The sequence below is a fragment of the Clostridium chrysemydis genome (assembly GCF_015234215.1).
In the GTDB taxonomy this organism is placed as follows: domain Bacteria; phylum Bacillota; class Clostridia; order Clostridiales; family Clostridiaceae; genus Clostridium; species Clostridium chrysemydis.
Map to the genome: position 1 here is coordinate 951,227 of NZ_JADEKP010000001.1, position 25,169 is coordinate 976,395.

At 30.7% G+C, this 25,169-nt stretch carries 28 protein-coding genes and 1 pseudogene; 25 read left to right on the forward strand and 4 right to left on the reverse strand.

All coding sequences use genetic code 11. The annotated features are described in order from the left end of the window. Positions 1-124: 124 nt before the first annotated feature. Positions 125-3,100 (forward strand): phage tail protein, encoded by a 2,976-nt coding sequence (locus INR60_RS04775; RefSeq protein ID WP_194190333.1) that lies wholly within the window; start codon positions 125-127, stop codon positions 3,098-3,100. A 50-nt stretch (positions 3,101-3,150) separates the two neighbouring features. On the opposite strand, the gene INR60_RS04780 is transcribed toward INR60_RS04775, so the two are convergent. Next, the gene (locus tag INR60_RS04780) at positions 3,151-3,939 is read right to left on the reverse strand and encodes an abortive infection family protein (RefSeq protein ID WP_194190334.1); all 789 of its coding nucleotides are present in this window, start codon (positions 3,937-3,939) and stop codon (positions 3,151-3,153) included. Positions 3,940-4,055: 116 nt separating this feature from the next. Between INR60_RS04780 and INR60_RS04785 the strand changes: the two genes are divergently transcribed. The 9 genes from INR60_RS04785 (at position 4,056) to INR60_RS04825 (ending at position 14,620) form a co-directional block, all read left to right on the forward strand. Next, complete coding sequence (locus INR60_RS04785; protein ID WP_194190335.1) at positions 4,056-5,891, forward strand: site-specific DNA-methyltransferase; 1,836 nt, start codon at positions 4,056-4,058, stop codon at positions 5,889-5,891. Continuing rightward, complete coding sequence (locus tag INR60_RS04790) at positions 5,888-8,107, forward strand: DEAD/DEAH box helicase family protein (protein ID WP_194190336.1); 2,220 nt, start codon at positions 5,888-5,890, stop codon at positions 8,105-8,107. The genes INR60_RS04785 and INR60_RS04790 overlap by 4 nt, the downstream gene beginning before the upstream one ends. An 88-nt stretch (positions 8,108-8,195) precedes the next feature. After that, positions 8,196-8,849, forward strand: a complete 654-nt coding sequence (locus INR60_RS04795) for a LysM peptidoglycan-binding domain-containing protein (protein ID WP_194190337.1) — start codon at positions 8,196-8,198, stop codon at positions 8,847-8,849. 12 nt (positions 8,850-8,861) lie between these two features. Further along, positions 8,862-10,013 (forward strand): XkdQ/YqbQ family protein, encoded by a 1,152-nt coding sequence (locus INR60_RS04800; RefSeq protein ID WP_194190338.1) that lies wholly within the window; start codon positions 8,862-8,864, stop codon positions 10,011-10,013. Beyond that, positions 9,970-10,488 (forward strand): DUF2577 domain-containing protein, encoded by a 519-nt coding sequence (locus tag INR60_RS04805; protein ID WP_194190339.1) that lies wholly within the window; start codon positions 9,970-9,972, stop codon positions 10,486-10,488. Before INR60_RS04800 ends, INR60_RS04805 begins: the two co-directional genes overlap by 44 nt. 12 nt (positions 10,489-10,500) lie before the next feature. Next, positions 10,501-10,920: a DUF2634 domain-containing protein gene (locus tag INR60_RS04810; protein ID WP_194190340.1), complete on the forward strand. Its 420-nt coding sequence runs from the start codon at positions 10,501-10,503 to the stop codon at positions 10,918-10,920. A 4-nt stretch (positions 10,921-10,924) separates the two neighbouring features. Next, positions 10,925-11,983: a baseplate J/gp47 family protein gene (locus INR60_RS04815; protein ID WP_194190341.1), complete on the forward strand. Its 1,059-nt coding sequence runs from the start codon at positions 10,925-10,927 to the stop codon at positions 11,981-11,983. Positions 11,984-11,992: 9 nt separating this feature from the next. Further along, positions 11,993-14,329 carry a putative phage tail protein gene (locus tag INR60_RS04820; protein ID WP_194190342.1) on the forward strand — a complete coding sequence of 779 codons (2,337 nt, stop codon included), beginning with the start codon at positions 11,993-11,995 and terminating at the stop codon, positions 14,327-14,329. 12 nt (positions 14,330-14,341) lie between these two features. Beyond that, positions 14,342-14,620, forward strand: a complete 279-nt coding sequence (locus tag INR60_RS04825) for a hypothetical protein (RefSeq protein ID WP_194190343.1) — start codon at positions 14,342-14,344, stop codon at positions 14,618-14,620. A gap of 57 nt (positions 14,621-14,677) precedes the next feature. On the opposite strand, the gene INR60_RS04830 is transcribed toward INR60_RS04825, so the two are convergent. Continuing rightward, positions 14,678-15,274 carry a hypothetical protein gene (locus tag INR60_RS04830; RefSeq protein WP_194190344.1) on the reverse strand — a complete coding sequence of 199 codons (597 nt, stop codon included), beginning with the start codon at positions 15,272-15,274 and terminating at the stop codon, positions 14,678-14,680. Positions 15,275-15,427: 153 nt separating this feature from the next. On the opposite strand from INR60_RS04830, the gene INR60_RS04835 reads away from it, so the two are divergent. Genes INR60_RS04835 through INR60_RS04845 form a run of 3 tightly spaced genes read left to right on the forward strand, consistent with a single transcriptional unit; the run spans position 15,428 to position 16,690 of the window. Then, a complete protein-coding gene (locus INR60_RS04835; RefSeq protein ID WP_194190345.1) occupies positions 15,428-15,718 on the forward strand; it encodes a hypothetical protein in 291 nt (96 codons plus the stop codon). Beyond that, positions 15,718-16,413: an N-acetylmuramoyl-L-alanine amidase gene (locus INR60_RS04840; protein WP_194190346.1), complete on the forward strand. Its 696-nt coding sequence runs from the start codon at positions 15,718-15,720 to the stop codon at positions 16,411-16,413. Before INR60_RS04835 ends, INR60_RS04840 begins: the two co-directional genes overlap by 1 nt. 19 nt (positions 16,414-16,432) lie before the next feature. Next, positions 16,433-16,690, forward strand: a complete 258-nt coding sequence (locus INR60_RS04845) for a hypothetical protein (RefSeq protein ID WP_194190347.1) — start codon at positions 16,433-16,435, stop codon at positions 16,688-16,690. Positions 16,691-16,941: 251 nt separating this feature from the next. On the opposite strand, the gene INR60_RS04850 is transcribed toward INR60_RS04845, so the two are convergent. Beyond that, complete coding sequence (locus INR60_RS04850) at positions 16,942-17,337, reverse strand: hypothetical protein (protein ID WP_194190348.1); 396 nt, start codon at positions 17,335-17,337, stop codon at positions 16,942-16,944. 142 nt (positions 17,338-17,479) lie between these two features. Between INR60_RS04850 and INR60_RS04855 the strand changes: the two genes are divergently transcribed. The 10 genes and pseudogenes from INR60_RS04855 (at position 17,480) to INR60_RS04895 (ending at position 24,108) form a co-directional block, all read left to right on the forward strand. Continuing rightward, entirely contained in the window at positions 17,480-17,908 is a 429-nt protein-coding gene (locus INR60_RS04855; protein ID WP_194190349.1) for a hypothetical protein, read from the forward strand. 211 nt (positions 17,909-18,119) lie between these two features. Next, a pseudogene (locus tag INR60_RS17295) lies at positions 18,120-18,185 on the forward strand (sporulation initiation factor Spo0A C-terminal domain-containing protein); the annotation flags it as partial. A gap of 148 nt (positions 18,186-18,333) precedes the next feature. Further along, on the forward strand, positions 18,334-19,344 hold the full coding sequence (locus INR60_RS04860; RefSeq protein WP_194190350.1) for a tyrosine-type recombinase/integrase: 1,011 nt from the start codon (positions 18,334-18,336) through the stop codon (positions 19,342-19,344). Between the two features lie 3 nt (positions 19,345-19,347). Continuing rightward, complete coding sequence (locus INR60_RS04865) at positions 19,348-19,776, forward strand: helix-turn-helix domain-containing protein (protein WP_194190351.1); 429 nt, start codon at positions 19,348-19,350, stop codon at positions 19,774-19,776. Positions 19,777-20,313: 537 nt separating this feature from the next. Then, complete coding sequence (locus INR60_RS04870; protein ID WP_194190352.1) at positions 20,314-20,463, forward strand: hypothetical protein; 150 nt, start codon at positions 20,314-20,316, stop codon at positions 20,461-20,463. 95 nt (positions 20,464-20,558) lie between these two features. Beyond that, the gene (locus INR60_RS04875; protein ID WP_194190353.1) at positions 20,559-20,696 is read left to right on the forward strand and encodes a hypothetical protein; all 138 of its coding nucleotides are present in this window, start codon (positions 20,559-20,561) and stop codon (positions 20,694-20,696) included. Next, the gene (locus INR60_RS04880; RefSeq protein WP_194190354.1) at positions 20,680-20,880 is read left to right on the forward strand and encodes a hypothetical protein; all 201 of its coding nucleotides are present in this window, start codon (positions 20,680-20,682) and stop codon (positions 20,878-20,880) included. The genes INR60_RS04875 and INR60_RS04880 overlap by 17 nt, the downstream gene beginning before the upstream one ends. A gap of 264 nt (positions 20,881-21,144) precedes the next feature. Continuing rightward, positions 21,145-21,540, forward strand: coding sequence for a hypothetical protein (locus tag INR60_RS04885; protein ID WP_194190355.1), 396 nt, complete (start codon positions 21,145-21,147; stop codon positions 21,538-21,540). A gap of 11 nt (positions 21,541-21,551) precedes the next feature. After that, complete coding sequence (locus tag INR60_RS04890; RefSeq protein ID WP_194190356.1) at positions 21,552-21,770, forward strand: hypothetical protein; 219 nt, start codon at positions 21,552-21,554, stop codon at positions 21,768-21,770. A 10-nt stretch (positions 21,771-21,780) separates the two neighbouring features. After that, a complete protein-coding gene (locus INR60_RS04895; RefSeq protein WP_194190357.1) occupies positions 21,781-24,108 on the forward strand; it encodes a type IV secretory system conjugative DNA transfer family protein in 2,328 nt (775 codons plus the stop codon). 203 nt (positions 24,109-24,311) lie between these two features. On the opposite strand, the gene INR60_RS04900 is transcribed toward INR60_RS04895, so the two are convergent. After that, positions 24,312-24,461, reverse strand: coding sequence for a ribbon-helix-helix domain-containing protein (locus tag INR60_RS04900; protein WP_194190358.1), 150 nt, complete (start codon positions 24,459-24,461; stop codon positions 24,312-24,314). A 167-nt stretch (positions 24,462-24,628) separates the two neighbouring features. On the opposite strand from INR60_RS04900, the gene INR60_RS04905 reads away from it, so the two are divergent. Next, positions 24,629-24,853 (forward strand): hypothetical protein, encoded by a 225-nt coding sequence (locus tag INR60_RS04905; RefSeq protein WP_194190359.1) that lies wholly within the window; start codon positions 24,629-24,631, stop codon positions 24,851-24,853. Positions 24,854-24,877: 24 nt separating this feature from the next. Then, a complete protein-coding gene (locus INR60_RS04910; RefSeq protein ID WP_194190360.1) occupies positions 24,878-25,168 on the forward strand; it encodes a hypothetical protein in 291 nt (96 codons plus the stop codon). Position 25,169: the final 1 nt, after the last annotated feature.

The following is a 25,169-nucleotide window of genomic DNA, read 5'->3' on the forward strand; positions in this document are numbered from 1 at the left end:
TCAGTTTGGTTGAAAAAATAATAAAAATTTTATAAGGGATATAGTGTCCATTATAAAAAATACACTAAGGGGCGGGGCTGATTTAGCTCCGTCCCTTTTAAATATAATCAGAGGAGGAATAGCTATGGCCAAAGAGTATTCAGCAAAGCTTACACTTCAAGATAACTGGAATCAGGTAATAGATAAGGCCATCACTAAAACAAGTAAGCTCCTAAAGGAAGCTCAGAAGCTTGATAAGATTAAAGTTAACCCTGAAGTAAACATAAAGACTAATAAAGCCCTTATGAAAAAGGTGCAAGATGATTTAAATAAACTTGAAAAAAGTAATATTAACATAAAGACAAAGTTAGATGCTTCATTTAAGGCCACAGTTAATGCTATACAAAGAGCTGTGCCTAATAAAAAGGTTGTTTCTATTGAAGCTAAGGAAAATGTAACTAAAACTCTTAACAATGTTGAAAGAGAAGTTTTTACTAAAACTAATAAAGTTAATAACATATTAAAAGGCTCAATGAAAGGAATGTCCTCTTCAATAAATGCTTCTCTAAGCCCATTAGGAAGACTGATTAATGGATTAGGCAGAGTAAGAAGTGTAGCTAGTGCTATGAGCAAGGCTACGGGCTCAGGATTATTTGGTTCAGCATTAGCAGGAGGATTAGCTGCTAAGGTTGCTGGTAAGAATACTAGAACAGAATCAAGAAATAGGACTATAATAAGAGGAAAAGGAAATGCATTTTCTTTTGGAGACTTGGTAGATCCGATTAGAAACTTTCCGTTTTCAAAACTAGGTTCAATGTTAAATAAGGTGACTGGTGGAGCAATAGGGGCCGCTGTGCATGATGTTTTATCTAAAGCGTACTCATTTAAAAAGAAGGTAAATATACCAGGAGTAAAAGTAACTGGATTAGATACTGGGTATGGAGCAATGATTGCTGGTCAAAGGAATGCCATGAAGAATAAACATGGTGTAGATAATTACCTACCTAAGTTAAAGGTTGATTTAGATAATGGATACATTACTAGAACTAAAAACAAGGTTGAGAATGTATTTGATTCATTATCAGCTAAAGCTAAGAGAACTGGTAATGTTATATCAAATGCTTTAAACATCGGATTCAATAGAGTAAAGACTAGTGGATTTGCAACAAAAGTATCTAGTGCTTTTAATAGAATAAGTAAAAGTGCAAGTAAAGTAGGAAATAGGATATCATTTGCTTTTCAAAGGGCATCATATAAAGCTATATCGGCAATACTGGGAATAATAAAGGGCGCTTCAAGTGCAACATCTAGGATAACAAGTATTTTCAGTAGAATGGGAGCTAAGATACCTGCGCCTGTAATAAAGGCTATGAGCAAGATAACCTCTTCAATTAAGAAAGTAGCAGGTAAAACATTTAGCTTCACTATTAAGGCAATAGATAAAGCCTCTTCTATAATGAAAGGTGTGGCAAGTAAGGCCGCAGGTATTGCTAAGTTAGGTATGGGAGCTTTACTAGGAGCAGGTACTGCAGGAGCAACTGTAGGTATTAGTGGAATGGCTGCTAGGGAAAAACAACTTGTATCTATAGAGCATTTCATGGATGTAGCTGATAAAAAGAATAATAATGGATCTAATACAATGAGTAGAGAACAGCTAAACGGTAATGCGAATAAGTACATGCAAGATTTAGTTCAGTTATCTAACATTACACCATTTGAAACTCAGGACATTGCAGCAGCAGGTACTAGAGCAATTCAAATGACTAATGGAAGTACGGATCAAGCAATGGATATTACAAAACTTGCTGCAGATATGGCTGCATTATCACCAGGTAAAACTACTCAAGATGCAATGGAAGCATTATATGACTTAAGAATGACTGGTGAAGCAACTAGACTTCAAGAGTTTGGACTTAAAGTTAATAAGGCTCAAATGAATGCACTTGTAGGTAAAGGTGAAACTGACGACTTAAATGAAGAGGAAATGGCTCAAGCATTCCAAAAGCTTGTAGATGGCCCATTAAAGAAAACATTTAGTGGTGGAGCTGAAGAATTATCACAAACTGTTGCAGGTAAGTTTTCTACAGTAACAGGTAAATTAAAGTCAGGTTTTACTGATGTAGCTATGGTATTCAATAGTAGAATGTCAAAATCATTAGATGGAGTTATTGGTAAGATAGATGGACTATTTGCAAAGGATTCTAGTGGTAACTTCACTAATGGATTTGTCAATGGAGTAATAGGTGGTATAAACACAGCTATTGAATTTGTAGGTAAACTTGTTAATGGGTTCAAAGAACTTTATCCTAAGATAAGTACAGCAATAGAGCCAATAAAAGAAGCCTTTGGAAATATTTTTGGTAATATAAGCATGGATCAAGTTGTAGGAAAGATTATTGAAATACTAGGTAAAATAATTTCCTTTGCACAACCAATTATAGCAGCTTTTGCAGGCTTATTTGAGAAATTGGCTCCTAAGGTAATGCCTGTAATAGATAAAATACTAGATGCATTTGTAGGACTATCTCCAGCATTTGCTACAGTAGTAGATATGATTACTCCAGTATTAGATTTCTTTATTGATATATTTGGTAGGGTAGCTGGCTTTATTAGTGAACATTCAGAATCTATTAATAAGATAGTTGAAGCTGTAGGAGCAATTTGGACAGTTGTGTGGGATTTAATATCAGGAGCAGTAGATGCTGCGTGGAAGTTTATTGAGCCTATACTAGGCTGGTTAATTGATAAACTAGGTTGGGTAGCAGAAAAAATAACTGCTGTAATGGACACTGTAGGCAAGTGGGATATAGGTGGTAAGGTTAGCCATATGTTCTCACCTTCTGAATGGAAGATGCTTGGTGGAGATGGATATACTAATGATAAAAAAGCTGATGGTAGTCATGCTACAGGATTACAATACGTACCTGATAATGGTTATAAGGCAATTCTTCATAGAGGTGAAGCTGTTCTTACAAGACAAGAAGCCGATAGATATAGAGCTGGGGAAACAAATAACAAAAGCATGAATGTTACTATAAATGTAACAGGAAGTGATAATCCAGAAAAGGTAGCTCAAGTTGTTTACAACAAGCTGATGGAAACAGCTAATAATATGGTATAAGATAATAAATCCCTAATTAACTAGTTAGACTAGTTTTTTAGGGATATTTATTATTTATTTTCTTTATTATGTTCATATGTTTGAATCAAAAATAGAGAGAGAGAGCAGGCCATATTTACTGCTAAATCAGTATGGCGTTGGGCGGGTTTGTATACAGTTTGTCCTTTGCCATGGCTATCACCGTATTCATTACGTAAACTGGCTAATCCATTAACTACAGAAGCACATCCACCTAATATTTGTTTAAATACTTGTTCATTATGATTGTTAGGAGATAAATTCAATTTTGTTGAAACTTCCTTATATAGTTTATTTAAGTCACCATCACTAGCTGTTTCTTCACCCATATCATCAAGAATTGATTTTAGAACGCTTTCAAGAAGGGTTCTTGCAGAGGTAATCGCTCCTTCAAAATCAGAATTCTTTCTATTCATTATTTTTTGCCAGCTATCATTTATATACTGTGAATCTAAGTAATTAATTTTATCATTAATTATTTCATGATAAGGTAATTCACTAGGATTGTTCTCTAAATAATCCAATAGCTCAGCAAATTGTTCGCGTATGAATATTCTTCTAGGTTCATATCTATCAACGGTATTCTTTATAAAGCTCCAGAATTGATTTAAGTCTCTAGATTGTTGTATCCATTTAGGTACTAATGGTTTTGTTAAAGGTTTATTTAAAAAATATGAGCGTAAAATTGTATAGTGCTCATTAGAAGCACCATTGCCAGTAGCTCGGTCAATAAGTAAATTTTGCAAATAAAATGCTTTGTCATAATCAGTTTCAAAATCATCTAGTCGTGGTGAAGTATCTATTTCAGTAAAAAGTTCCATAAGTATTACCTCCTATATAGAATATATATAAAATTATATCACACAAAAAGTTTTATACTACAATCAGATAGAATATAGTATAATTTTATTTAGATATTTAGATTGGAGGGAATTGAATGAGTAACTTATCAAAAGTAAAAAGAGAGCGCATGCTTAATTTTTTAAATAAAATAAGAGAAGAACATGACGATACAGAAGTTATGATTGCAATAAATGAGATAGAAAATGAACTAACAAGTAAAAAATATGGGTTAGTTTGGGAGGAGCATGAAGAGAGAGTCGATGTAGAAATGAAGACAAAAGTTCCAGTTTTTTCAGAAGTTACTGATAAAGAAATTGTATCAGATAGTAATAAACGTTATAACTTTTTATTAGAGGGAGATAATCTTCATAGCTTGAAGTTATTAGAGAAAACTCATAGTGGTACCGTAGATGTTATATATATAGATCCACCATACAATAGAGGAAATAACGATTTTATTTATGATGATAAATTTATTGATGCAGATGACGGTTATAAGCACTCTAAATGGTTATCTTTCATGGAGCAAAGATTAAGAATAGCAAGGGAATTATTATCAGATTCAGGTATTATTTTTATTAGTATCAATGATGTCGAGCAGGCACAACTTAAAATATTATGTGATGAAATATTTGATAATAATTGCATGGGACAAATAATTAGAGGAACTGGCACACCAACAGGACAGGGTACAAATGGATTAGTTACGGAGTACGACTATGTATTAGTATATGGGAAAAGTAAAGAATCTAAAATATTAGGCGTTAGTTATGATGAAAAGGATACTAAAATATATGATAAAAAAGATGAAGGTGGAACGTACTTAACTAGAACCTTAAGAAAAACAGGGAAGGAAGATAGACGTGAGGATAGACCTACAATGTGGTATCCATTAGAAGCACCAGATGGTACTTTAGTTTACCCTTATGGGCCAACTGGATATGAAAGTAGATGGAGGTGTGGGAAAGATACATATGAGGAATTTGTAAAAGAAAATAGAATAGAATGGAAGCAAGATAAGGGTGAGTGGAAGGTATATTTAAAATTTTATGTAGATGGGAAATTGAAAAGACCGACAACATTATGGTTAGATAATGTAGGAAATAAAAAGGCTACAAGTGAAATAAAATCACTCTTTGGAAAAGATGTATTTAGTCATCCAAAACCAGTTCAATTAATAGTTGATTGCTTGAAAATTTCATCACATAAATCAGCAGTTGTATTAGACTTCTTTGCAGGAAGTGGAACAACAGGTCAGGCCGTATTAGAGATGAATAGGCAGGATAATGGTAATAGAACATTTATATTATGTACGAATAATCAAAATGAAATATGTGAAAAAATTACTTATGAAAGAATGAAAAAAGTAATAGATGGATATGAATTTAAAGGCAAAAAGGAGATAATTCTTTTTGAAAAAGCAATTACTTTAAAAGATTTAAGTAAAATGGATAAAATATTAGGTGATGTTGCAGAACTAGAAGAGCAGGTTAAAGATAGTTATGATAAAGTAGTAAAAGAATTTAAAAATGGAGTGTTAAAAGTTATCGGTAGAGATACTATAAAGGATAAAGTAAAAGGTATTCCAGCTAATTTAATGTACTATAAAACTGACTATGTTTTAAAGCATTCATCTGATGAAGAGCATAATTTTAGAGAGGAACTGTTGAAGCATATTGCTGAGATGGTACAGTTAGAGCATGGCATAAAGATAGATAACTCTAAGTATGTAATATTATTGAGTGATGAGGATGCAGATTCACTTGAGGGGAATGAGGAAGTTTTAAATAGATGTAGGGTAATTTATATTTCTTCACAAGTACTATTAACCAAACAGCAAGAAGTATTATTCAATAAATTGAAAATAGATATAATACCAATCCCTGAATATTATTTTGATGGTGAATTGAGAGAGGTAGGAGAAATATGATAGGGTTACCAAAAGGATTGTTTGAATTTCAAGATGAATGTGTAAATTATCTGCTAGAGGCAACTTCAATTAGCAGTAAGAAGACTACAGTAGTAAAAGCTCCTACAGGTGCAGGAAAGACTATTATACTATTGGATTATATTGATAAATATATCAATAATGTTAACAGTAATGTATCTTTTGTTTGGTTCTGCCCTGGTAAAGGGAATTTGGAAGAGCAAAGTCAGAAGAAAATGAAAAAGCATCTTCCAAATAGAAAGAGTAAGAACCTACAAGATGCTATTTCAGTAGGGTTTCAATCAAGAGAAACTACATTTATTAACTGGGAGCTGGTTACAAATAAAAATAACAAGGCAGTAACTGAAACAGAATGGAAAAACCTTTTTGGTAGAATTGCAGAAGCTCATAGAAAGGGCGTAGAGTTTATTTTAATAATAGATGAAGAGCATTCTAATGATACCCAAAAGGCTAAGGATATAATAAATTCATTTGCGGCATCTTATCAAGTTAGAGTTTCAGCTACAGCAAGAGAGAATAAGCTACACAATTTTTATGAGATACCTGAGGTTGATGTAATAAACTCAGGTTTGATAACAAGAGCATTGTATATAAATGAAGGTGTAGAAGGAAGTGCTAAGATTGATAATGAGCATAGTTACTTAATAGAGCTTGCAAATAATAAAAGAAAAGAAATTGCAAAAGAGTATGAAAATTTGGATGTAGAGATAAGGCCATTAGTATTAATACAGTTTCCAGATATGTCAGATGAACTTATAACTAGTATTGAGGAAACTTTAGATTCTATGGGCTATAATTATGATAATAAACTAGTAGCTAAGTGGATGAGCGATAATAGTGATAAGATAAATAAAGAAGGAATTGAGAAATTAGATGCTCAACCAGTATTTTTACTTATGAAACAGGCGGTTGCAACAGGTTGGGATTGTCCAAGAGCTAAGATACTTATAAAGCTTAGAGAGAATATGAGTGAAGACTTCACTATTCAAACAATAGGTAGATTAAGAAGAATGCCAGAAGCTATACATTATGAAAATGAAATTTTAGATAACTGCTATTTATATACGTTTGATGAAAAATATAAAGAAAGTATTAGAAAAGAGATTTCTAATGCGTTTGATGTTAAAAGGGTTTTCCTAAAAGAAAAATGTAAAACATTCACGCTAGAAAAACAAATGAAAGATTTAGATTATGATGGTATTGGTGAAAGAGAAACTTATAGATCAGTATTTGAATTTTTCAATAATAAATATAATTTATCTACAGCAAAAGCTAACAATAAGTTAATACTAGAAGCAGAAGGATACAGTTTTACTGAGGAACTAGTAAGGACAGCTAGACAGGGTAAATTTATAAAAACTGACTCTATTTTAGATTCTCATGTAGGTTCTTTTATTCAAACGAGGAGAGAAGTTAATACACATAAAAATGGTATTGATTTGCTTCATTCTATAGATACAATAAAGTCTGCTATAGGAATTAAGCAAGGCAAATTAAGAGCCATACTAGAGAGATTATTTAGAGATAATTCATATAATAGGGATAAATTATTGAATTTAAATACTAAACAATTTTATGCTTTCGTAATAAATAATGAACATAAATTAAAAGAAGATTTTAGAGAAGCAACTAGCCAATTAGCTAGTCAGGTAGCATTCCCATCAATAGTTAAGACTAGGGAGTTTAAGATACCAGAAAGAGATTTAGTAAAATATGATGCTTCTGAAACTGATGTTATTGAAATGTTAAGCAATGCATATCATGAGTATCCTTCATCAACTTTAGTAGACGGAATTCGTTCAAGGCCAGAAAGATTATTTGAAAGATACTGTGAAGATAATGATAATATTGACTGGGTATATAATAATGGAGATAAAGGCCAGGAATATTTTTCTATAGTATATTATGATTCTTTCGAAAGAAAACAATGGTTATTTTATCCTGACTATATTGTTAAACTGAAGAATGGTGATGTTTGGATAATAGAGACTAAGGGTGGAGAGCGAAAAGACGGAAAGAGTAATAACTTAGATAGGCAAGTTGCTAACAAGTTTGAGGCATTTAAAACTTATGCTAATGATAAGAATATAAAATGGGGATTCGTTCGTGATAAAAATGACATACTTAAGATAAATAACACTGTTTATACGGAAAGCATGAGTAGTGAACACTGGAAGCCAATAACAACAGCTTTCTAAATATGAGAAGGATACGTTAATACGTATCCTTTTTCTTTTGCTCATTTGTATAACTAACATGACATATAAGAAGGTTGGTGATACAATAATGGATTTTTATATAAAGTATAGTGATAGTGAAATGTTAAGGTTGCCAGTAACTCCTAGCGATTTTACTATTCAAGCAGGAAACAATACTCAGAACGTTACAGTAACTAATATAGGGGAACTATCATTATGGGGCCCAGAGAAGTTACGTTCAATTTCTATTCAAAGTTTCTTTCCTTACAAATACCATTCTAGCTATTGTTCATATAGAGGATTTCCTAAACCATGGGAATGTATAGAAATTATTAATAAATGGAGAAATAGTGGTAAGCCAATTAGATTACTTATCATTGATAGATCCAGAGAAGTTGATATAAACATTGAAATGCTTATTGAGACTTTAGATACTTCTATGAGAGATGCTTCAGGAGATGTTTACTTTACATTAGCCTTTAAAGAGTATAGAAGAGTTAAGCTAGAACAAGTAAAAGGTAATCAAAATATTGAACCAGTTAGACCTACGCCTCCAACAGCACCATCTAAGCCAAGCTCAGGGCAAAGAACGCATAAGGTTGTAAGTGGAGATACACTATGGGGGCTAGCTAAGAAGTACTATGGGAATGGTTCTAAATATCCTATTATATTCAATGCTAATAAGGATAAGATTAAGGACCCGAACCTAATACGTACTGGTTGGGTTTTAGTAATACCATAGGAGGTAAGTTATATGGATATGATACAGCATACGCAAAGTCAAAAGCCTACAGTTAACCTATATAAAGCTAATGGTTCTAAATATAACATAACTGAATTAGTAGATGGTATTCAATGGAGTGGAGATTATCAGCAGGTATCTAGGAAATTAGAAGTAGATATTTTATATCCAGTTAATGATAAGAATCAATCTTTAGTTATACCTGATATCGGAGATATGATGACGTTATTTGTAGGAGAGCATGAGCTATTTAGGGGAGTTGTATGGAATAGGAACTTGGTGGAGAATGGCCAATTTATGAAGGTTACTTGTTACGATGCTTTAATTAATGTTACTAAGTCTACTACAAGTTATAATCTTAAGAATGTTTCGCCTGAGAGCACAGTTAAGAGAGTTTGTAGTGATTTTAGTATTCCATATGATTATATAGCTAGTAGTGGTGGAACTACATATTCAGATGCCGCAATGGGAAAAGGTTGTTACGATATCATCATGACTGGATATACTGAGGCTAGCAAAAAGACTGGTAAGAAATATATGCCCATTATGCTTAAGGGGAGACTTAATATAATAGAGAAAGGCATAGTAAGAGTTCCTTATGAATTAAGTAGTGATGTTAATGTAATGAATACTCAACATAGTGAAAGTTTAGATTCTATGATTAATAAAGTAATTATTTATGATGAAGCAGGTAACATAGTAGATTCTATTTCTAATCAAGGATGGATTAATGCTTATGGCTTATTACAAGGAGCTATTCAGTTTGATAAGGAAAAGGATAATAAGGTTTTAGCTAAGAAAGAGCTTAAAGATATGGAGAGGAAAGTTCAAGTTCAAGCACTAGGTATAATTCAAGCTATTACAGGTCATGCAGTTATGCTTAAATCTACTCATACTAAGGCTGTAGGGCTATTCTATATAGATACAGACACCCACTCATGGAAGAATGGTTCATATGAGATGACATTGACTTTGAATTTTCAAAATATAATGGACGAAAAAGAGGTTAATGAAGAAAGTAATAGTGGTTCTGATGGTAATAGCTCAGGAAGTGGCTCTAGTGGAAGTGACTCGAAAGCACCTGATTGGTGGAGTCAGAACTGGGAAGAGTCACATACACATGGTTCAGATAAGTATAGTTTTGCAGGGCAAAGCAGTAAGTAGGAGGTATCTGATGAATAACTTAGATAATCCATATAGTGGGATAATTAATATAATGAGAGAACAAGGTGCAAAGAATAATGCTCCTAACCTTATGCTAGGTAAAGTAGTTAGCACTTCACCTTTGCTGATCCAAGTAGGAGATATTCAATTAGATAAGGATAATCTTTATGTAGCAGATTACCTTATGCCTAATTATAAGAGAAATTTGAAGACCAGTTTTAATTTTAATCTTGTTATTGATGGTGATACTTCTGATGTTACTCTACAGAGTGTTTCAATTGGGGACCAGGAGCATCAATTTGGTACTCATAATCATGGTAGCCATAAGCATTCGTTTAGCAAGAGCATTAGTAAGACTATAGAGATTAATAACGCAGCTTATTTTACTGATAGTGGCTTAGGTGCAGGAGATATGGTTGCAATTCAACAACTGCAAGGTACAAATAAGTTTATTGTATATTGCAAAGTAGTATAGGAGGTATGGAGTATGCCATTTCCGTTTATAGATATAGAACCTGTTACAGAGCAACAGGGTGAAGTGTGGGAGCCATTTAGAGAGTTTGAGTGGGATTATACTAATAATAAGTATGTTATCCGTAACGGGCAAATTAACACTCTTGAAGGTATAGAAGCACTAAAAATTTGGATTTATAAATGTATATCTACAGTAAGGGGCAGATATGATGCCTATACCTGGGATTATGGTACGGATCTAGAAAGTTTAATTAGTGCTGGATTACCAAGGGAAGTAATTAAATCAGAAACAAAGAGAATGATTAAAGATGCTTTACTTATAAATAAACACATAATAGATTGTTATGATTTTGTGATTGATTTTACAAATGATAGGATGAAAGTTAATTTTACTGCAAATACAGTTTACGGTGAGATAGAGATTAGGAGGTAATTGAATGTACGAAAACATGACCGATTACAATATTAGAAAACAAATGCTTGATAAAGTTACAGCGCCTGTAAGCAAAACAGAGGGTACATTAATATATGATGCTCTTAGTCCAGTAGCTAATGAATTTGCAAAGCAATATATGGAACTCGATTCTATGCTTTTAAAGAGCTTTATTCAAAGTACTTATGAAGATTGGCTTGATAAAAAAGCTTCTGAATTTGGAATATATAGAAAACAGCCAACAAAAGCTATAGGAAAGTTAAAGATAACTGGTATTCCTAATAAAGTTATAAGTAAAGGGCTAATAGCAAGTACAGTTGATAATAAACAATTTATTACAACAGAAACAATTAGATTAAATGCTCAAGGTGAAGGTATTTCTAAAATAGAAGCATATGAAGCAGGCCTTGATTATAATGTTGAAGCTAACACAATTACTGAAATTGTAACAGTAGTAAATGGAGTTATAAGTGTTACTAATCTAGATAAGGTTAGTGGAGGAAGTATAACTGAGACTGATGAAGAATTAAGAGAAAGATTACTTTTAAAGGCAAGAACCCCTTCAACAAGTGGAAACATTCATCACTTCAAGGAATGGAGCCTTGAGATTGATGGTACAGGAGATGCAAAGGTATTTCCTAATTATTTTGGAGCAGGAACAGTAATGGTTGCTATAGTAGATTCAAATAAAGAACCTGCTAATGAAGAAATAATAAAAGATGTATATGACAATATAGAGAAGAATAGGCCAATAGGTGCTGTAGTAACAGTACAATCAGCTAGAGCGGTTGATATTAATATAGAAGTAACTATTAAGAGAGATTTAACTTATACACCTCAAGAGGTTGAGGACAGTATTAGTGTTAATCTTCTTAAAGCAATGAGAGATATGGTATTTAAACAGGATTACATCTCTTATGCAAGATTAACAAGTGCTATATTAACAGCTAAAGGTGTACTTGATTTTATTGAATTAAGAGTCAACGGAGAGTTAGCTAATAATGTATCTTTAGAATCGGATCAAGTTGGTATATTAGGTACTTTAACTATAAATGAAGTGTAGGGGGTACTCATGGATAAAGTAGAAGCAATTTTAAAGCAAATACCATCTTTCATTAAGAAGGATGAAATGATGAAAGAAATTTATTCAATACAAGGGGAAACCTTTAATGAGTTAGATGATAAGACTAGAAATACCTTTGAACAATTATTCATAGATACTGCTACTTGGGGACTAAGGCGTTGGGAAGAGATGCTAGGTATTAACGTGGATCTAAACAAGACTGATGAAGATAGAAGAGCTATTATTAAATCAAAGTTAATAGGTAGCAAAACTACAACTAAGGAACTTTTACTTGAGTTCCTTGGTACTTTTGGGTATACAGATGTTGCTCTAACTGAAAATATGCCAGAGTTTACGCAAACTTTTGATATAAACCATTACCTGAATACTAATACATCAAAAGAGATGATGGAGACTTTAAGAGATATATTTCCAGCACACTTACAAGGTGTATTGAACTTTAAATCAGATACATCGATAGTTGAATATATTAATCCCAACACAGCATATATTAATTTAAATAATCCTCAAGAAATGCATAAGCAGATTGCTGATATAAGATTAGATAGAAATGGAACATTAATTAGCTTTATGAATGTTGAATCAGATAATGCAGGTAAAGAAATAATACTTGATTATATGGTTGTAGAACCTACTGAAAGCAAGCTTAAAGCAGTTATAGGAGGTATAAGTAATTCACCATCAGGGCAAACGACTGAGTGGGGTGGCTATACAAGGAAAGTTAGTGGTTCTTGGGCTACCATGCAATCTCATTATGGATATTGTAATTCTTCAGAAATAGCAGGAGATTCAATGGAGTGGAGTTTTGAAGGTAATCATGTTCTTATTTTAGGCATGAGAAATAATGACCTGGGAATGGTAAGAGTTTCTTTAGATGGCAAGGAGGAAGCTATTGTTGATTTATATAATCCTTCATTAATTAAAGATATTGCTATATTTGAAAAGAAAGGATTATCTAGAAGTGTTCATACAATCAAGATAGAAGCTGTTGGCTCAAAGCACCCAAGTAGCAAGGGAACTAAAATAGTTAATGGTGGAATTAAGTATCATGCTTATAGAGAAAGAATGGATCTATATAATGATAAAGAAGTAGAGGGCAATGAATATTTAAATGGTAAAGCTGTTCTTATGGATTTATGGAATGAAGAGTTTAATATAAAAATTGAAGGGTGTAATTCAGCAAAGTTATTTGGAAAGGTAAGTCCTAGAGGTGGACTACTAGCTATCAATACATCTTATAAGGATAAAATAGGTTATAAGAATGATTTACTTTTCAACAAGGAACATATAGGAACTTTTACTAATGATAAAAAGACTTATGTAAGGGTAAGTGATAATAACCTTTATGGATATGGGGATAGTATTGGCACAATAACTGCATATGATTTTGATACAGGATTAGTTAGATGGAGTGTTTCTGCTGATAAATTTTTATTAAATAGAAGTGCCTATGCTCATGGAATGATTGTAGATAAGGAAAATAACATTTTTACTATATTCAAAAGAGTTTCTTTAAATAATGCTCCTACTGAAAATGATGAAGTTATTGTAGTTAAGATTAATGCAGATGGTAGTTATGATAAGGCGATAACAATTAGAAATACAGCTAGTAATCAGATATTAGGTAAGCTTATTTATCATAGGGGACTAAATAAAGTATTTCTATCTACTGATGAGTATCATGATGGGCCAATTAATAATGTATATGCATTTGATTGTCATGATTTTGATGGATCAACAGCAACAGTAATTAAAAATGAAACATTTAATAGCCAAGGGTTTTACATATTCTTGCTTGGTGAAATAAATAATCAGATATATGCACTTGATGTAAAGAATCCATTTGGTGGTGGCATTAAAGAAATTTACCTTGTTAAATATAATGAAGATTTAGGACAGATAAGACGAGTTAAACTTGTTGAGCAATCTAGGATGAACTTTGTAATAGGAAATGGAAGGCTATATATGACTACAGGTACAGCAACTCCTGCGGGAGAAGGTTTTTATGATACAGTGAATCCAAAAGTAATTAGCTATAGAGATGATTTAGTTGCTAATATGAATAAAGTATCTCCAGTAGGCATTAATTTTATAGCAGAAGATAATAAAGTTGTAGGACTTAAAGAGACAACATTTAATGAAAAGGTAGATGTAGTGTGCTTATCAGATACATTTGTTGAAGAATGGACTACTACATTTACAAGAAGGTTCAATGCTAAAGAAGAGTATCAGTTCTTTAATCGTATATTTATTGATAGTAATGGTTTAGTTAGACTTGATAATAAGCAATCAGCAGGATTTAAGAAAAGGCTGACAATATTCTAGGAGGTAATAATTATGTATGCAGTTTATTATAATTTAGAGGATTCCAATATAGGTAATGTTTATATGTATCATAAAACACAAAGTGCTGATTTAGGCACAGAAGTTAATTATGCAATAGTAGAAAAGATTCCAGATCCAGAATATAGAGCAAAGATGATGGCCAGATTATTAATTAATCTTGAAACAAAAGAGCTTTACTATGAATATATAGAAAGGCAATTAACAAGAGAAGAAGAATTAGAACAAGAAGTAAAATCTCTAAGACAAGAGCTTATGAGGCTAGGTAGTTAATAATAAAATTAAGTTATAAATGGAAGAGCATCTATCATTTAAGATGCTCTTAACAAGTTAGCTATAGTATGCTATTGAAAAATTACCATCAATATTCATAGATTTACGCCAATTTCTAATCCAATTTTCGCATAGAGCAATATCTAAAGTATTCGTACTTAAATAATAACCTCCTTTTGGACCAGGCTTGCTACAGATACAAAATTCCTTAGAGTTTCTAAATTCTCGTATGTATATACATAAATCACCTAATTCTTTTGCTTTAATAGGGTTTTTATTGCTAGATAGAATGCTTATGAGTTTAATTTTTTTATACTCTTTTATTATAAGTTCTTTCATTTTTGAATCTCCTTTTACCTTGCGAATTGAAGGAAAGTTATATACATGCAGAGCCTTGTTGAAACTATTTTCTGTATAATGATATTTTTTCCTAGCAAAAGAAATATTAATGCCGCTAATAAAGTCATAAAGTACACAAATTACCCTACAATAGTTCATATAGTTTTGAGCATTTCTGTGAGTGAATTTTTTAAATAATTTAGTTAAGTAATCTTTATGATAATAAATATCTGTACATATACTTTCAATAGTTTTATGGCCATTACTGCTAATTAATGCAACTATGAAATCTTTTAAAGCAACATTGCTTGTCATGTAACATCCCTCCCAATATCTATATTACAATAAAATTATATTCCTAATCCGTAATTAATTATTTATAAACTCGCTAATTATAAGGTTAACATATTTAAGTATCAATTCCAATAAACCGATTTATTTTTGTATATCTAAGACGAGGTGAGGAAATTGGCAAAGTCTACTAATGAAAAAGATACTTCAAAGACAAAAACAACTTCTATAAATACAATGGTTAAGATAAGTGTAGAGTCATTTTATCAACTTATGATTGCTTCATATAAAGATATGGTTGGCGCAAGAATATGTATTAATCATTTAAATAAAAATGGTATTAAAGCAATATTAAGTAAATGGAATGGTTCATATATGATTTTAAGTCAGAAATATGGGTTCAAACAATCTGTATTAAGAGAAAAGGCTAGGATTGAAGAACTGAGATATAAGCCTACATTTATTTAGTGAAAGGATTTGAAGTTATGAGTATATATGGAATTGATATGGGACACACATTATCAGGAACTGGCACTGGAGCGGTAGGAGTAGTTAAGGAAACTGATAAGAATAGAGAAGTAGGAAAAAGACTAATAGCTATGCTTAAAGAAAAAGGGCATACAGTAGTTAATTGTACTGTAGATAAAAGTAACAATGACTTAGCTGATAGAGTTAAGTTAGCTAATGCTCAAAAACTAGATCTATTTATAAGTATTCATTTAAATGCATTTAATGGTTCAGCAGATGGGGTGGAAACATACATTTATAGTGGTTCTTATAATGGTAAGGAATCAAATAGAAGTATGGCAAAGAGAATTAATGATGAAGTCGCTCAAAGTGTAGGATTTAGAAATAGAGGAGTTAAAGAAAATAACTTCTATGTATTAAGAGAGACAGTAGCACCTGCAGTATTAATTGAGATAGGTTTTTGTGATAGTAAGGTAGATATGGATAAATGGAATACAGAGAAGATTGCTGCAGCAATGTTCAAGGGTATTACAGGAACAGCGTATGCATCATCTACTCCATCACAACATACTCCATCAAATAAGGGATTCAGAGTTGTTTGTGGCACATATTCAAATAGAGAAAATGCTGTGGCACAACAAAATAGATTAAAAGAAGCTGGATTTGATAGTTTTTTAGTAGCTGTTGACTTATAGAAAATGAGAGGTTAAATATATGGAAATTACATTTGAGTATATAGTTTTAACATTAGCACTAGTTATTTCAGGGTTATGGTTAGAAAAATATGAACCACCAATAAAAAGACAATGGATTGCAACTATTTTATTAATAGTTGGAAGTATTTCTGCTCATTCATATATAGACAATGGCATTTATGGATTTTTAATTGCTGGATTGGTTTATTATAAGCAAGATTTAGTAGCAGAAGTTAAGGAAGTTTTACAAAGTTACAAGGATATAAAGGAAACTTAGTAGATAAGGTATAGGCGCATGAGTAAATTATGCGCCTATTTGCCTTTTAGGACATACAGTGTATCCCTAAAAGAGCATACAAAACATACATATTAATGAAGGAATTACTTTAAAATAGCAAAATTCAATAAAAAATATGAGAGTTAGGACATACATTGTACCTCCAAAAGGACATACAATGTATGCTGTTCATCTCATGGTTTAATGTCAGTAATCTTATAAACATTAACGAGATGGTTTTTGTAAATAAATCATAACAGTAGTTTTTTTAGCTCATTCTTACTTTCTTCAGGTAATATTTCAACTAACCTTTTTAGGCCCATATTAGTAATGAGAGCCATGGCTAATGTATCTCTACTAAATCCATCATCTAAAAATGGGATTCCGTTTTGAAACTCCCACTTTCCATCATTGGGAATGTGATAGTCCCAGTCATCATTTAGTATTTGTGATTCAGCCCTTGGAATTAAGTAGCTAGGTTTTACTCCAGCGTCTCGTAGATTTGTTCTAGAAAAATCGTCATTTTTTAACAATTCCTCATCGGTAGTACCTTCGGATATAAGTTTTTTTATCTGTTCAACTTGTTCGGAATAGTATTGTTCCCAATAATCAATAGGTCCCATTTCCTTATATTTATCAAAATTCATTAATATCACCTCTTATAAATTTTATCTTAATTATAAAACAATTTGGCTACTATATGTAGATATTTAAAGTATTCTTTTAGAAATGAAAAACATAAAATATCGCAAGATAGATTAATTACAAATGATGAAAGAGGGATATTTTATGAAACATGGATATGCAAAAACAAGAATTTATTCTATTTGGGTAATGATGAGGCAACGATGCTATAATACAAATAATAAGGATTTTTACAATTACGGAGCACTTGGAATCAAAGTGTGTGATGCATGGCTAAGAAGTTGTACTGATTTTATAAACTGGGCTATGGAAAATGGATATAATGAAACATTAACTTTAGATAGAATAAATCCGTATGGCAATTATGAACCTAGTAACTGTAGGTGGGCTACTATAGATGAACAGGCTAATAATAAGAAGAATACAATATATGTTGAAATTAATGGACTTTTATATACATTAACTGATTTAAGTAAGTTATATGGAATACGTAGGGAAACACTTGAAATGAGATATATAAGAGGCGATAGAGGAGAAAGATTAATAAGGCCAGTTCGTAGTAGATCAGCCTAAAAAATTAAATTTTATCATAATGTAATGAATAAATCGAAAACAAGCCAACAAACAATTGACTTTTTTAATCGGCTCTTATATTATTATACCAACAAATACTTTTGTTGTAAGCCAACAAACTGTTGGAGCGAGTTGAAGAAAAAAGCAAAAAATGGTACGATAAAATGGCAGCTTTACAGGCTTTCAGAGGTTGCTGGTTGTAAGAGAGTTGCCTACTAACTCAGAATTTATAGCAATCATAGCTGATAAGCTAAGATTAAAAAATAAGGTATCATAAACGGCTTAGTTAAGCCATTCTTAAAAATCTTATGGCGATATTGTTTATATTTTAATAACAACTTATAGTTAAGTGATAACTACTTATATTAAATTTAAAAGTTAGATAAGATCTTTTGTTTGTAAAAAAACAGGAGGTCTTATTTTTTATGCCAAAAATTAATACTAAAAGAACGTTAGAACACTATTTGATGGATTTTATAGAATATTGTAATTTAAAAGATTTATCGAAGAAGACTATGCAAAGCTATTATCAGAGTATTCTTTTGTTTATAAAATATTTGGAGGAAGATAAATATATAATTTCGCCTTCAAAAGTAAGTAAAAAAGATGTTGAAGATTATTTGATGTTTACTAAAGAACGCGGAAAATATAGTTTTGTAGCAAATGAAAAAAGCTTATTAGTAACAAGGATGGATAAACGCCTTGATATAGGAGATCCAATTTCTGTTGGAACTATTAATAATTATTTAAGAAATATTAAAGTTTTTTTTAATTGGATGGAAGAAAACAATATTATTAAAAAAAATACTATAAGTAAAGTTAAATATTTAAAAGAGACAAGAAAAGCTAAAGATCAATTAACAGATATGGAGGTTAAGGTTATGCTTAAAGCGTTCGACCTAACTAAATTCCATGAGTATAGGGACTATGCAATAGTAAGTCTTATCTTGGATTCTGGAATGCGATTAAGCGAAACCCTAAACTTAACTGTAAATGACATTGATTTTGTTAGAAGAACGATAATAATTCCATCTGAGATTACTAAAAGCAGAAAAGAAAGAGTTGTTTTTTATAGCCATACAGTTGGACGTATTTTAAATTCTTGGCTAAGATTTAAAGATACATTTCAAGAGAGTGAGTTGTTATTTCCGACTCAGAGGACTAATTCAGTACTATCGCCATCAAACTTTGAGAGAAATTTTAGATGTGTAATGAAGAGAACTAAAATCGAAAAAAACATTACACCTCATGTTTTAAGAAATAATTTTGCGAGAAGATTCCTTTTGGCGCAGGGTGATATTTATACCTTATCAAGGTTGCTTGGTCATAGTTCTGTTACGGTAACAGAAAAGATGTATCTAGATCTTTTGAAAGAAGATTTGAGAAAGCAATATAGTAAATTTAGTCCCATTGAAAATTTGAGTTATAGGAGATAAATTATGAAGGATTACACAGTCATTAGTAACAAATTAATTACAGAAACAGCTATTAGCGATGGTGCATATAGGCTTTATAGTCTGCTTAAAAGCATGTGTTACGGAGAAAAGGATAATTGTTATCCAAGTCAGGAATATCTAGCTAAGAAGTTAAATAAAAGCGTGAGAACAATACAAAGATACTTAACAGAATTGGAGGATAGGAACTTAATAAAAAAGCAACGCAGGGGTAGTATAAGTAATCTATATACTATTCTTTTAAAGCAATTAGAAAATATAGCTAATAAAGTTAAGGCTAGAAGTAAAAAAGCTAAAGGAAATAGTAATTATAGAACAAAGAACAAACAAATTAAATTCAATAATTTTGAGCAAAGAGAAAGATCGGATGCAGATTGGTTAGACTTAGAAAATAAGCTTCTAGGATATACTTAAAAGAAAAAGTGCCAGTAACTGCAATACTGACACTTCAAAACATCATTAACGATGTACAAAAACTAATATAATTATAATCTATTTTTAAAAAATAGTAAAGAAAGACTTGTTAAATTTTTAATCGAAATTTTTTAAGTCTATTTGTCGTACAATTAATTATAGTAAGTGTTTATTTTTAAATATAAATATTTATTAAAATTAGATTTTACGATAAAATAATAAAAACAGGGTAAGATTTTTAATAGTCTTATCCTGTTTTTTTTTCGTTTTTTATTTAATGCGACATCTAAGTAATATCAGAGATGACAGTTAAATCTTATCTTACGCGACAAAAAATTAGTGCTAATAAATACAATTTAAGAATTAATTAAATTAATATATTTTATGAATTATTAATTGGCTAATTATATATAAAATAAGAGCTATAATTAGTCCTAGAATTAATCCAGAGAGCAAACCTAAAACAAACATTGTATGCACCTCCTATATAAATTATTACCATAATATGTTAAAATATTCATTAGCGAGGTGTTGGATATGAGTGCTAAAATAAATTTAAGCTTTAAAGATACAGAAGAAGAAAAAGAACTATTAAAATGGATCGAGACGAAATCAAAAATAATAGGAAAGAGCAACTATATAAAACAGGTTTTATATCAAGAAATGCTTAAAGAGAAGTCTGAATAAAGATTTCTCTTATTTTTTTTAATTTTATTTGCACATATCTAAGCAAATATGAGTATATATATACTATAAATAAGCAAACAGGAGGAAAGATACGCATGAAGATAAATCTTAGCTTCAAAGAAAGTGAATTAAACTTATACTTGCACTGTAAAAAAAAGTTGAGCGCAAGTATCTATATAAAAGAACTGATTATGAAAGATATGGAGGGAAAGAATTATGGCAAAGAAAGGTAAAAGAAATTTAATACTTGAAATGGGGAATCTTAAATTAAATGTAAAAGAAATTGAAAAATTAATACAAGTAGAGCTTAAAAGGGTTGGAATTAAATATGCTGATGATGTAGAGATATATTTAAATACTAGCGAACAGATTGCGTATTGTGTATGCAATGACAAAACAATAAAGATAAAATTATAAAAAAATAGCCTATCCTCGGGTTAGGGTAGACTATTTCTAAGTTGCTATCGCTTAGCTTTGCTTACGCTATAGCTTATGCGACTGCTATATAAAAGTATACCATTTTTAGAAAATAATTATAAAAAGAAATTTACTCCAACTCCAACTGCGTATGTAAAAGCTATATATCCAACAACGAATGGGAACATAGTAAAACACCTCCGATAAATTTAATTATTTATAGTATTAGCAAAAACAAATTTATATTCATGGAGGTATTTAAAAATGAAAAGAAAAGAAATAACTATGACTATTTCTGAATTTATTAATTATACAGATCAGAATAAATTAGAAAGATTTTTAGTAAATAAAAGTGCTAGAAATCTAATCGTAAGTGGACTAGCAGTAGCGCTAATGCTAACAAGTGTACAAGCTAACGCCTTAGACGTAAATACAAGCGGAATTGATAAATTAGGTAATACCTTTCTAGTTTTACTACAGAAGGGTGGGTACTGGATATGTTTAGTTATGGGAATTAAAGATATAATAAGTCAATTAATGAAGGGTGGAGATAATATAAATGACGTAGGAAAGGTTATAGTTAAATATGTATTAGCTTTTGGAAGTTTATATATGTTACCTTACTTGTTTGACTTAGCATCAGAATGTTTTAAAAGATAGGGGGGATAGTTATGTTGGAATGGATTAAAACTCAACTTATAGGAGTATTGGAATGGATTGTAACAGGAGCGATAGATTGTAGTTATTGGATGTGTTTAATTGTATCAATAATAGCATTAATGTTATATGTCGCAGGAATAAAGAAAAGTGGGAAATGGGTTTCAGGGAGTATAGTTATATATATAGTAATGCAAATTCTTGGGATGGCAATAGCAAGTGTTAAAAAATAAAATACAGTCTATGAAATTGAGCGATTATTTTGAAATAAAGAAACCTAATTACAGATACATTAAAATAACACCTCACAAAAGTATTAGAAATTATACTACACAGAGTTTAGCAAAAAGTATAGCATCAACATACAGAAGTTTGAATAAAAAAATATATAGGGAGCGTAAGAAGTTAATAATAGAACAAGATTTTAGCATAAAGTATGTTATAGATATCGATAAAGAAAATACTGATTTTTATTTTGTAGTACCAAACATTTTCTTACAAGTCTGCTTAGAAAAGATAATGGAGATATGGAATAAGGCAACTGTAGAAGTAGTAGAGGGGGCTATAAAGCCCTTCTCAAAGGATTCGGAAGTATTTGGATTAAGTTATAAATATCTAGATGGCATGAGTCTTAATGTTGATAGAAAATTAAATGAGCCTTTAAATTCGATTTTAAGATGTATGGAAATAATGCAGGACAATGATAGAGTTACTGTAGTATATAATTTTATGCCTAGAAGCGATTTGGGATTTAAAGATATATATAATACAACAATTAATAAGTTCAAGGAGAAGAAGAACATACAAAAACCTGTAATGAACTTTGAATTTATGGTATTTAAAGCATTTGAAATTATAAGTAGTATTTTAAATACCACATGCGAAGTAATAAATGATTTTGTTGGAGGAAAAGAAGAAATAAAGATAAATAGAGATTTCTATTTAGAAGGACTATTAGAAAGAAAAAATGAGGAATTAAGTATATTAACTAAAAAGAAAAAAGATCTTAGCATTATAGATACTCAAGTTGCTGTGGTGTCAAGTTCGGTTAACGCTGTGAGAAGAAGCAATAATATAGATACTGTATGTCAAGCATTTAGAAGTGTAGATGGAGATAATGAGTTAATTAGAAATAAAAGCAAAGGGGTATTTAATTTAGAAGATTATAGTATCAAAACCAAGACAAGTGTCATGAGTAGTGATGAGGTTTCACAGTTAATTCAAATACCAGGAAGGACTACATTAATGCAATTAGGTATTAAATATGTTAAAACAGAGGAAGCTAAAATACCAAAAGAATTACAAGAAGGTAAGAAAAGATTAGGTTCATCTAAATTTAGGGGTGTTGAAACTAAAGCATACTTGGAGGAGGAATATAATGTAGGAAATTTACCATTAGCAGTAATAGGTTCTCAGGGAGGTGGGAAGACTACTTACATGTGCAATTATGCCAACGACTGTATAAATGCAGGTGAGGGACTTGTTATAATAGATTTTATTAAAAACTGCGGGTTATCAAATGATATAAAATCATGCATTGACAATAAAAGCAAATTAATTGAAATTGATTTAGGAAGTCAAGAGACTATCCAAGGATTAGGTTTTAATGAGGTTGAAATAACGAAAGATATGAGTTCGTTTGATAGATTAAAATATGCTAATTTACAAAGTCAACAATTGATGGATCTTATAGATAGTATAAGTGTTGGGGATCCTCTTTCTAGTAGAATGAGAAGGTTTTTAAACTCAGCGGGAAACATTGTATTTGCGCTAGGTTATAATAGTGTAAAAAATGTAGTTGAATGTTTAGATAATCATATAAAACGGGAGAAATATCTTGCAGAATTAAATTTATGCGAAGAACTAAAAGAAAATCTAAGTGATGAAATCAATACTCTATTAGAATTAAACGAAATGTCTAAAGTTAGTGTCAAAGACATTGACAAAGGGGAGATTCCCTTCGTTATAGGAACTAAAGAAAATAAAATAGAACATATTATAGATAGAATTTCTTCTCTTAGAGAAGATTTTAAATTAAAGTATATGTATAATAAACCACTTAAAGACAATATTAACTTAGTAAAATGCATGGAAGAAGGCAAAGTTGTTTTGTTTAAAATGAAAGAGTCTGATTTTCCAACTAAAATGTCTAAAAATCTATTAGTTACTTATCTTATAAGTAAAGTTTGGTTAGCAAGTCAGTTGAGGGGTATGGTTAATGACAAACCTTGTCGATGTAATATTATTATAGATGAAGTTTTCCAAGCACCGACAGCAATGAATAAGCTTGAGTATATTCTTCCGCAATGCAGAAAATTCGGTCTAAAATTTGTTTTTAGCACACAATATATAAGACAACTCGAGAAGATATTCGATACACTTGAAGCAAGTGGAAGTAGCTATATGTTGTTAAAAGGTGCTTTAGAAGATGATTTTAACCATTTTAAATCTAAACTAGAAGGCTTTGAATACGAAGATCTTAGGGATATGGAACAATACCATAGCTTAAACCTTATTTACTATAGCAAAGGGTACTCTAGTTTTATCACAAAGCTACCTAGACCTTTATAATTATTTATACAATTCTAATTATATGGTATCTGAATTCTAAACTATGGTATCTAAATTCTAAAAACACGATGAATATAAAGAAGAAAGGTATTAATTATGTTGTTTATTACGTATAATAAATCATTTTTATACAATTCTAATTATATGGTATTTGAATTCTAAAATAATTAAATAAAAAGAGAGTAATTAATTTTACTCTCTTTTTATTTATTATCTTCTAAGTATCTTATTGCTATTGTATTGATTAAGTTAGCAACGGTTCTATTTTCTTTTTTCGCTTGTTTATCTAACTCGGCTTTTAATTCTTTTGTAACTGTAATTACAATCCTAGTTTTGTCTTCACCTATCGCCATTGTTTTGACCTCCTAATTATCTCTAATTTCATTATATCATAATAGATTAAAAAAGTGATATCATTTATAAAAAAGTTTTAAAAAAGTGTTGACAGGTGATAGCACCAAGCATATAATAAGAGTATACCAAGTGATAGCACTTAGTTAATTGATTAGAGGAGGGGAAAATGGGAAACGTTATTTTGCTTGAAAGAAAATCTAAAACTAAAAAAGACGAAAATGTAAAATCTATAGACAAAACAATAAATACAGATCTATATATAGAGTTTGGAATTTTTTTAGAACGAAACCAACTAGAAAATAACAAAAAGAACTTTGAGTTGTTCTTGGAGACTGGACAAGTAGATTATTTATTATTAAAAAAATGGAATGAGTTAACAAATAAAAAGTAAAAAAGAAAGATGGAGGGTTTCAAAATGAAAAAAATTAATGAGGTATTAGGAAATATAAAAGTGGACAATGAGGGGCTTACATTAGAGTTCTTAGAAACTGTAAAAGGACAAGAATTTAAGGGGTTAATTGAAGAAACTGGAGAAATTTCAGTAGGAAAATTCGAAGATCTTTTTGCTGAATGTTTTGAGTTGAATGTTGAGAATGCCAAAGAGTGCTTACAAACATTCATAATTTGGGGCGGAGATTTAGTTGAAGTAGAAGATTCTATATGTATTTACGATAGACAAGAAGACACAACTTTAATTCTATATTAGT

What these genes read in the sequence shown, in the direction of transcription:
- INR60_RS04775 (WP_194190333.1), top strand. Translation starts at nt 125, where the DNA reads ATGGCCAAAGAGTATTCAGCAAAGCTTACACTTCAAGATAACTGGAAT.
- INR60_RS04780 (WP_194190334.1), bottom strand. Translation starts at nt 3,939, where the DNA reads ATGGAACTTTTTACTGAAATAGATACTTCACCACGACTAGATGATTTT.
- INR60_RS04785 (WP_194190335.1), top strand. Translation starts at nt 4,056, where the DNA reads ATGAGTAACTTATCAAAAGTAAAAAGAGAGCGCATGCTTAATTTTTTA.
- INR60_RS04790 (WP_194190336.1), top strand. Translation starts at nt 5,888, where the DNA reads ATGATAGGGTTACCAAAAGGATTGTTTGAATTTCAAGATGAATGTGTA.
- INR60_RS04795 (WP_194190337.1), top strand. Translation starts at nt 8,196, where the DNA reads ATGGATTTTTATATAAAGTATAGTGATAGTGAAATGTTAAGGTTGCCA.
- INR60_RS04800 (WP_194190338.1), top strand. Translation starts at nt 8,862, where the DNA reads ATGGATATGATACAGCATACGCAAAGTCAAAAGCCTACAGTTAACCTA.
- INR60_RS04805 (WP_194190339.1), top strand. Translation starts at nt 9,970, where the DNA reads ATGGTTCAGATAAGTATAGTTTTGCAGGGCAAAGCAGTAAGTAGGAGG.
- INR60_RS04810 (WP_194190340.1), top strand. Translation starts at nt 10,501, where the DNA reads ATGCCATTTCCGTTTATAGATATAGAACCTGTTACAGAGCAACAGGGT.
- INR60_RS04815 (WP_194190341.1), top strand. Translation starts at nt 10,925, where the DNA reads ATGTACGAAAACATGACCGATTACAATATTAGAAAACAAATGCTTGAT.
- INR60_RS04820 (WP_194190342.1), top strand. Translation starts at nt 11,993, where the DNA reads ATGGATAAAGTAGAAGCAATTTTAAAGCAAATACCATCTTTCATTAAG.
- INR60_RS04825 (WP_194190343.1), top strand. Translation starts at nt 14,342, where the DNA reads ATGTATGCAGTTTATTATAATTTAGAGGATTCCAATATAGGTAATGTT.
- INR60_RS04830 (WP_194190344.1), bottom strand. Translation starts at nt 15,274, where the DNA reads ATGACAAGCAATGTTGCTTTAAAAGATTTCATAGTTGCATTAATTAGC.
- INR60_RS04845 (WP_194190347.1), top strand. Translation starts at nt 16,433, where the DNA reads ATGGAAATTACATTTGAGTATATAGTTTTAACATTAGCACTAGTTATT.
- INR60_RS04850 (WP_194190348.1), bottom strand. Translation starts at nt 17,337, where the DNA reads ATGAATTTTGATAAATATAAGGAAATGGGACCTATTGATTATTGGGAA.
- INR60_RS04855 (WP_194190349.1), top strand. Translation starts at nt 17,480, where the DNA reads ATGAAACATGGATATGCAAAAACAAGAATTTATTCTATTTGGGTAATG.
- INR60_RS04860 (WP_194190350.1), top strand. Translation starts at nt 18,334, where the DNA reads ATGCCAAAAATTAATACTAAAAGAACGTTAGAACACTATTTGATGGAT.
- INR60_RS04865 (WP_194190351.1), top strand. Translation starts at nt 19,348, where the DNA reads ATGAAGGATTACACAGTCATTAGTAACAAATTAATTACAGAAACAGCT.
- INR60_RS04870 (WP_194190352.1), top strand. Translation starts at nt 20,314, where the DNA reads ATGAGTGCTAAAATAAATTTAAGCTTTAAAGATACAGAAGAAGAAAAA.
- INR60_RS04875 (WP_194190353.1), top strand. Translation starts at nt 20,559, where the DNA reads ATGAAGATAAATCTTAGCTTCAAAGAAAGTGAATTAAACTTATACTTG.
- INR60_RS04880 (WP_194190354.1), top strand. Translation starts at nt 20,680, where the DNA reads ATGGCAAAGAAAGGTAAAAGAAATTTAATACTTGAAATGGGGAATCTT.
- INR60_RS04885 (WP_194190355.1), top strand. Translation starts at nt 21,145, where the DNA reads ATGAAAAGAAAAGAAATAACTATGACTATTTCTGAATTTATTAATTAT.
- INR60_RS04890 (WP_194190356.1), top strand. Translation starts at nt 21,552, where the DNA reads ATGTTGGAATGGATTAAAACTCAACTTATAGGAGTATTGGAATGGATT.
- INR60_RS04895 (WP_194190357.1), top strand. Translation starts at nt 21,781, where the DNA reads ATGAAATTGAGCGATTATTTTGAAATAAAGAAACCTAATTACAGATAC.
- INR60_RS04900 (WP_194190358.1), bottom strand. Translation starts at nt 24,461, where the DNA reads ATGGCGATAGGTGAAGACAAAACTAGGATTGTAATTACAGTTACAAAA.
- INR60_RS04905 (WP_194190359.1), top strand. Translation starts at nt 24,629, where the DNA reads ATGGGAAACGTTATTTTGCTTGAAAGAAAATCTAAAACTAAAAAAGAC.
- INR60_RS04910 (WP_194190360.1), top strand. Translation starts at nt 24,878, where the DNA reads ATGAAAAAAATTAATGAGGTATTAGGAAATATAAAAGTGGACAATGAG.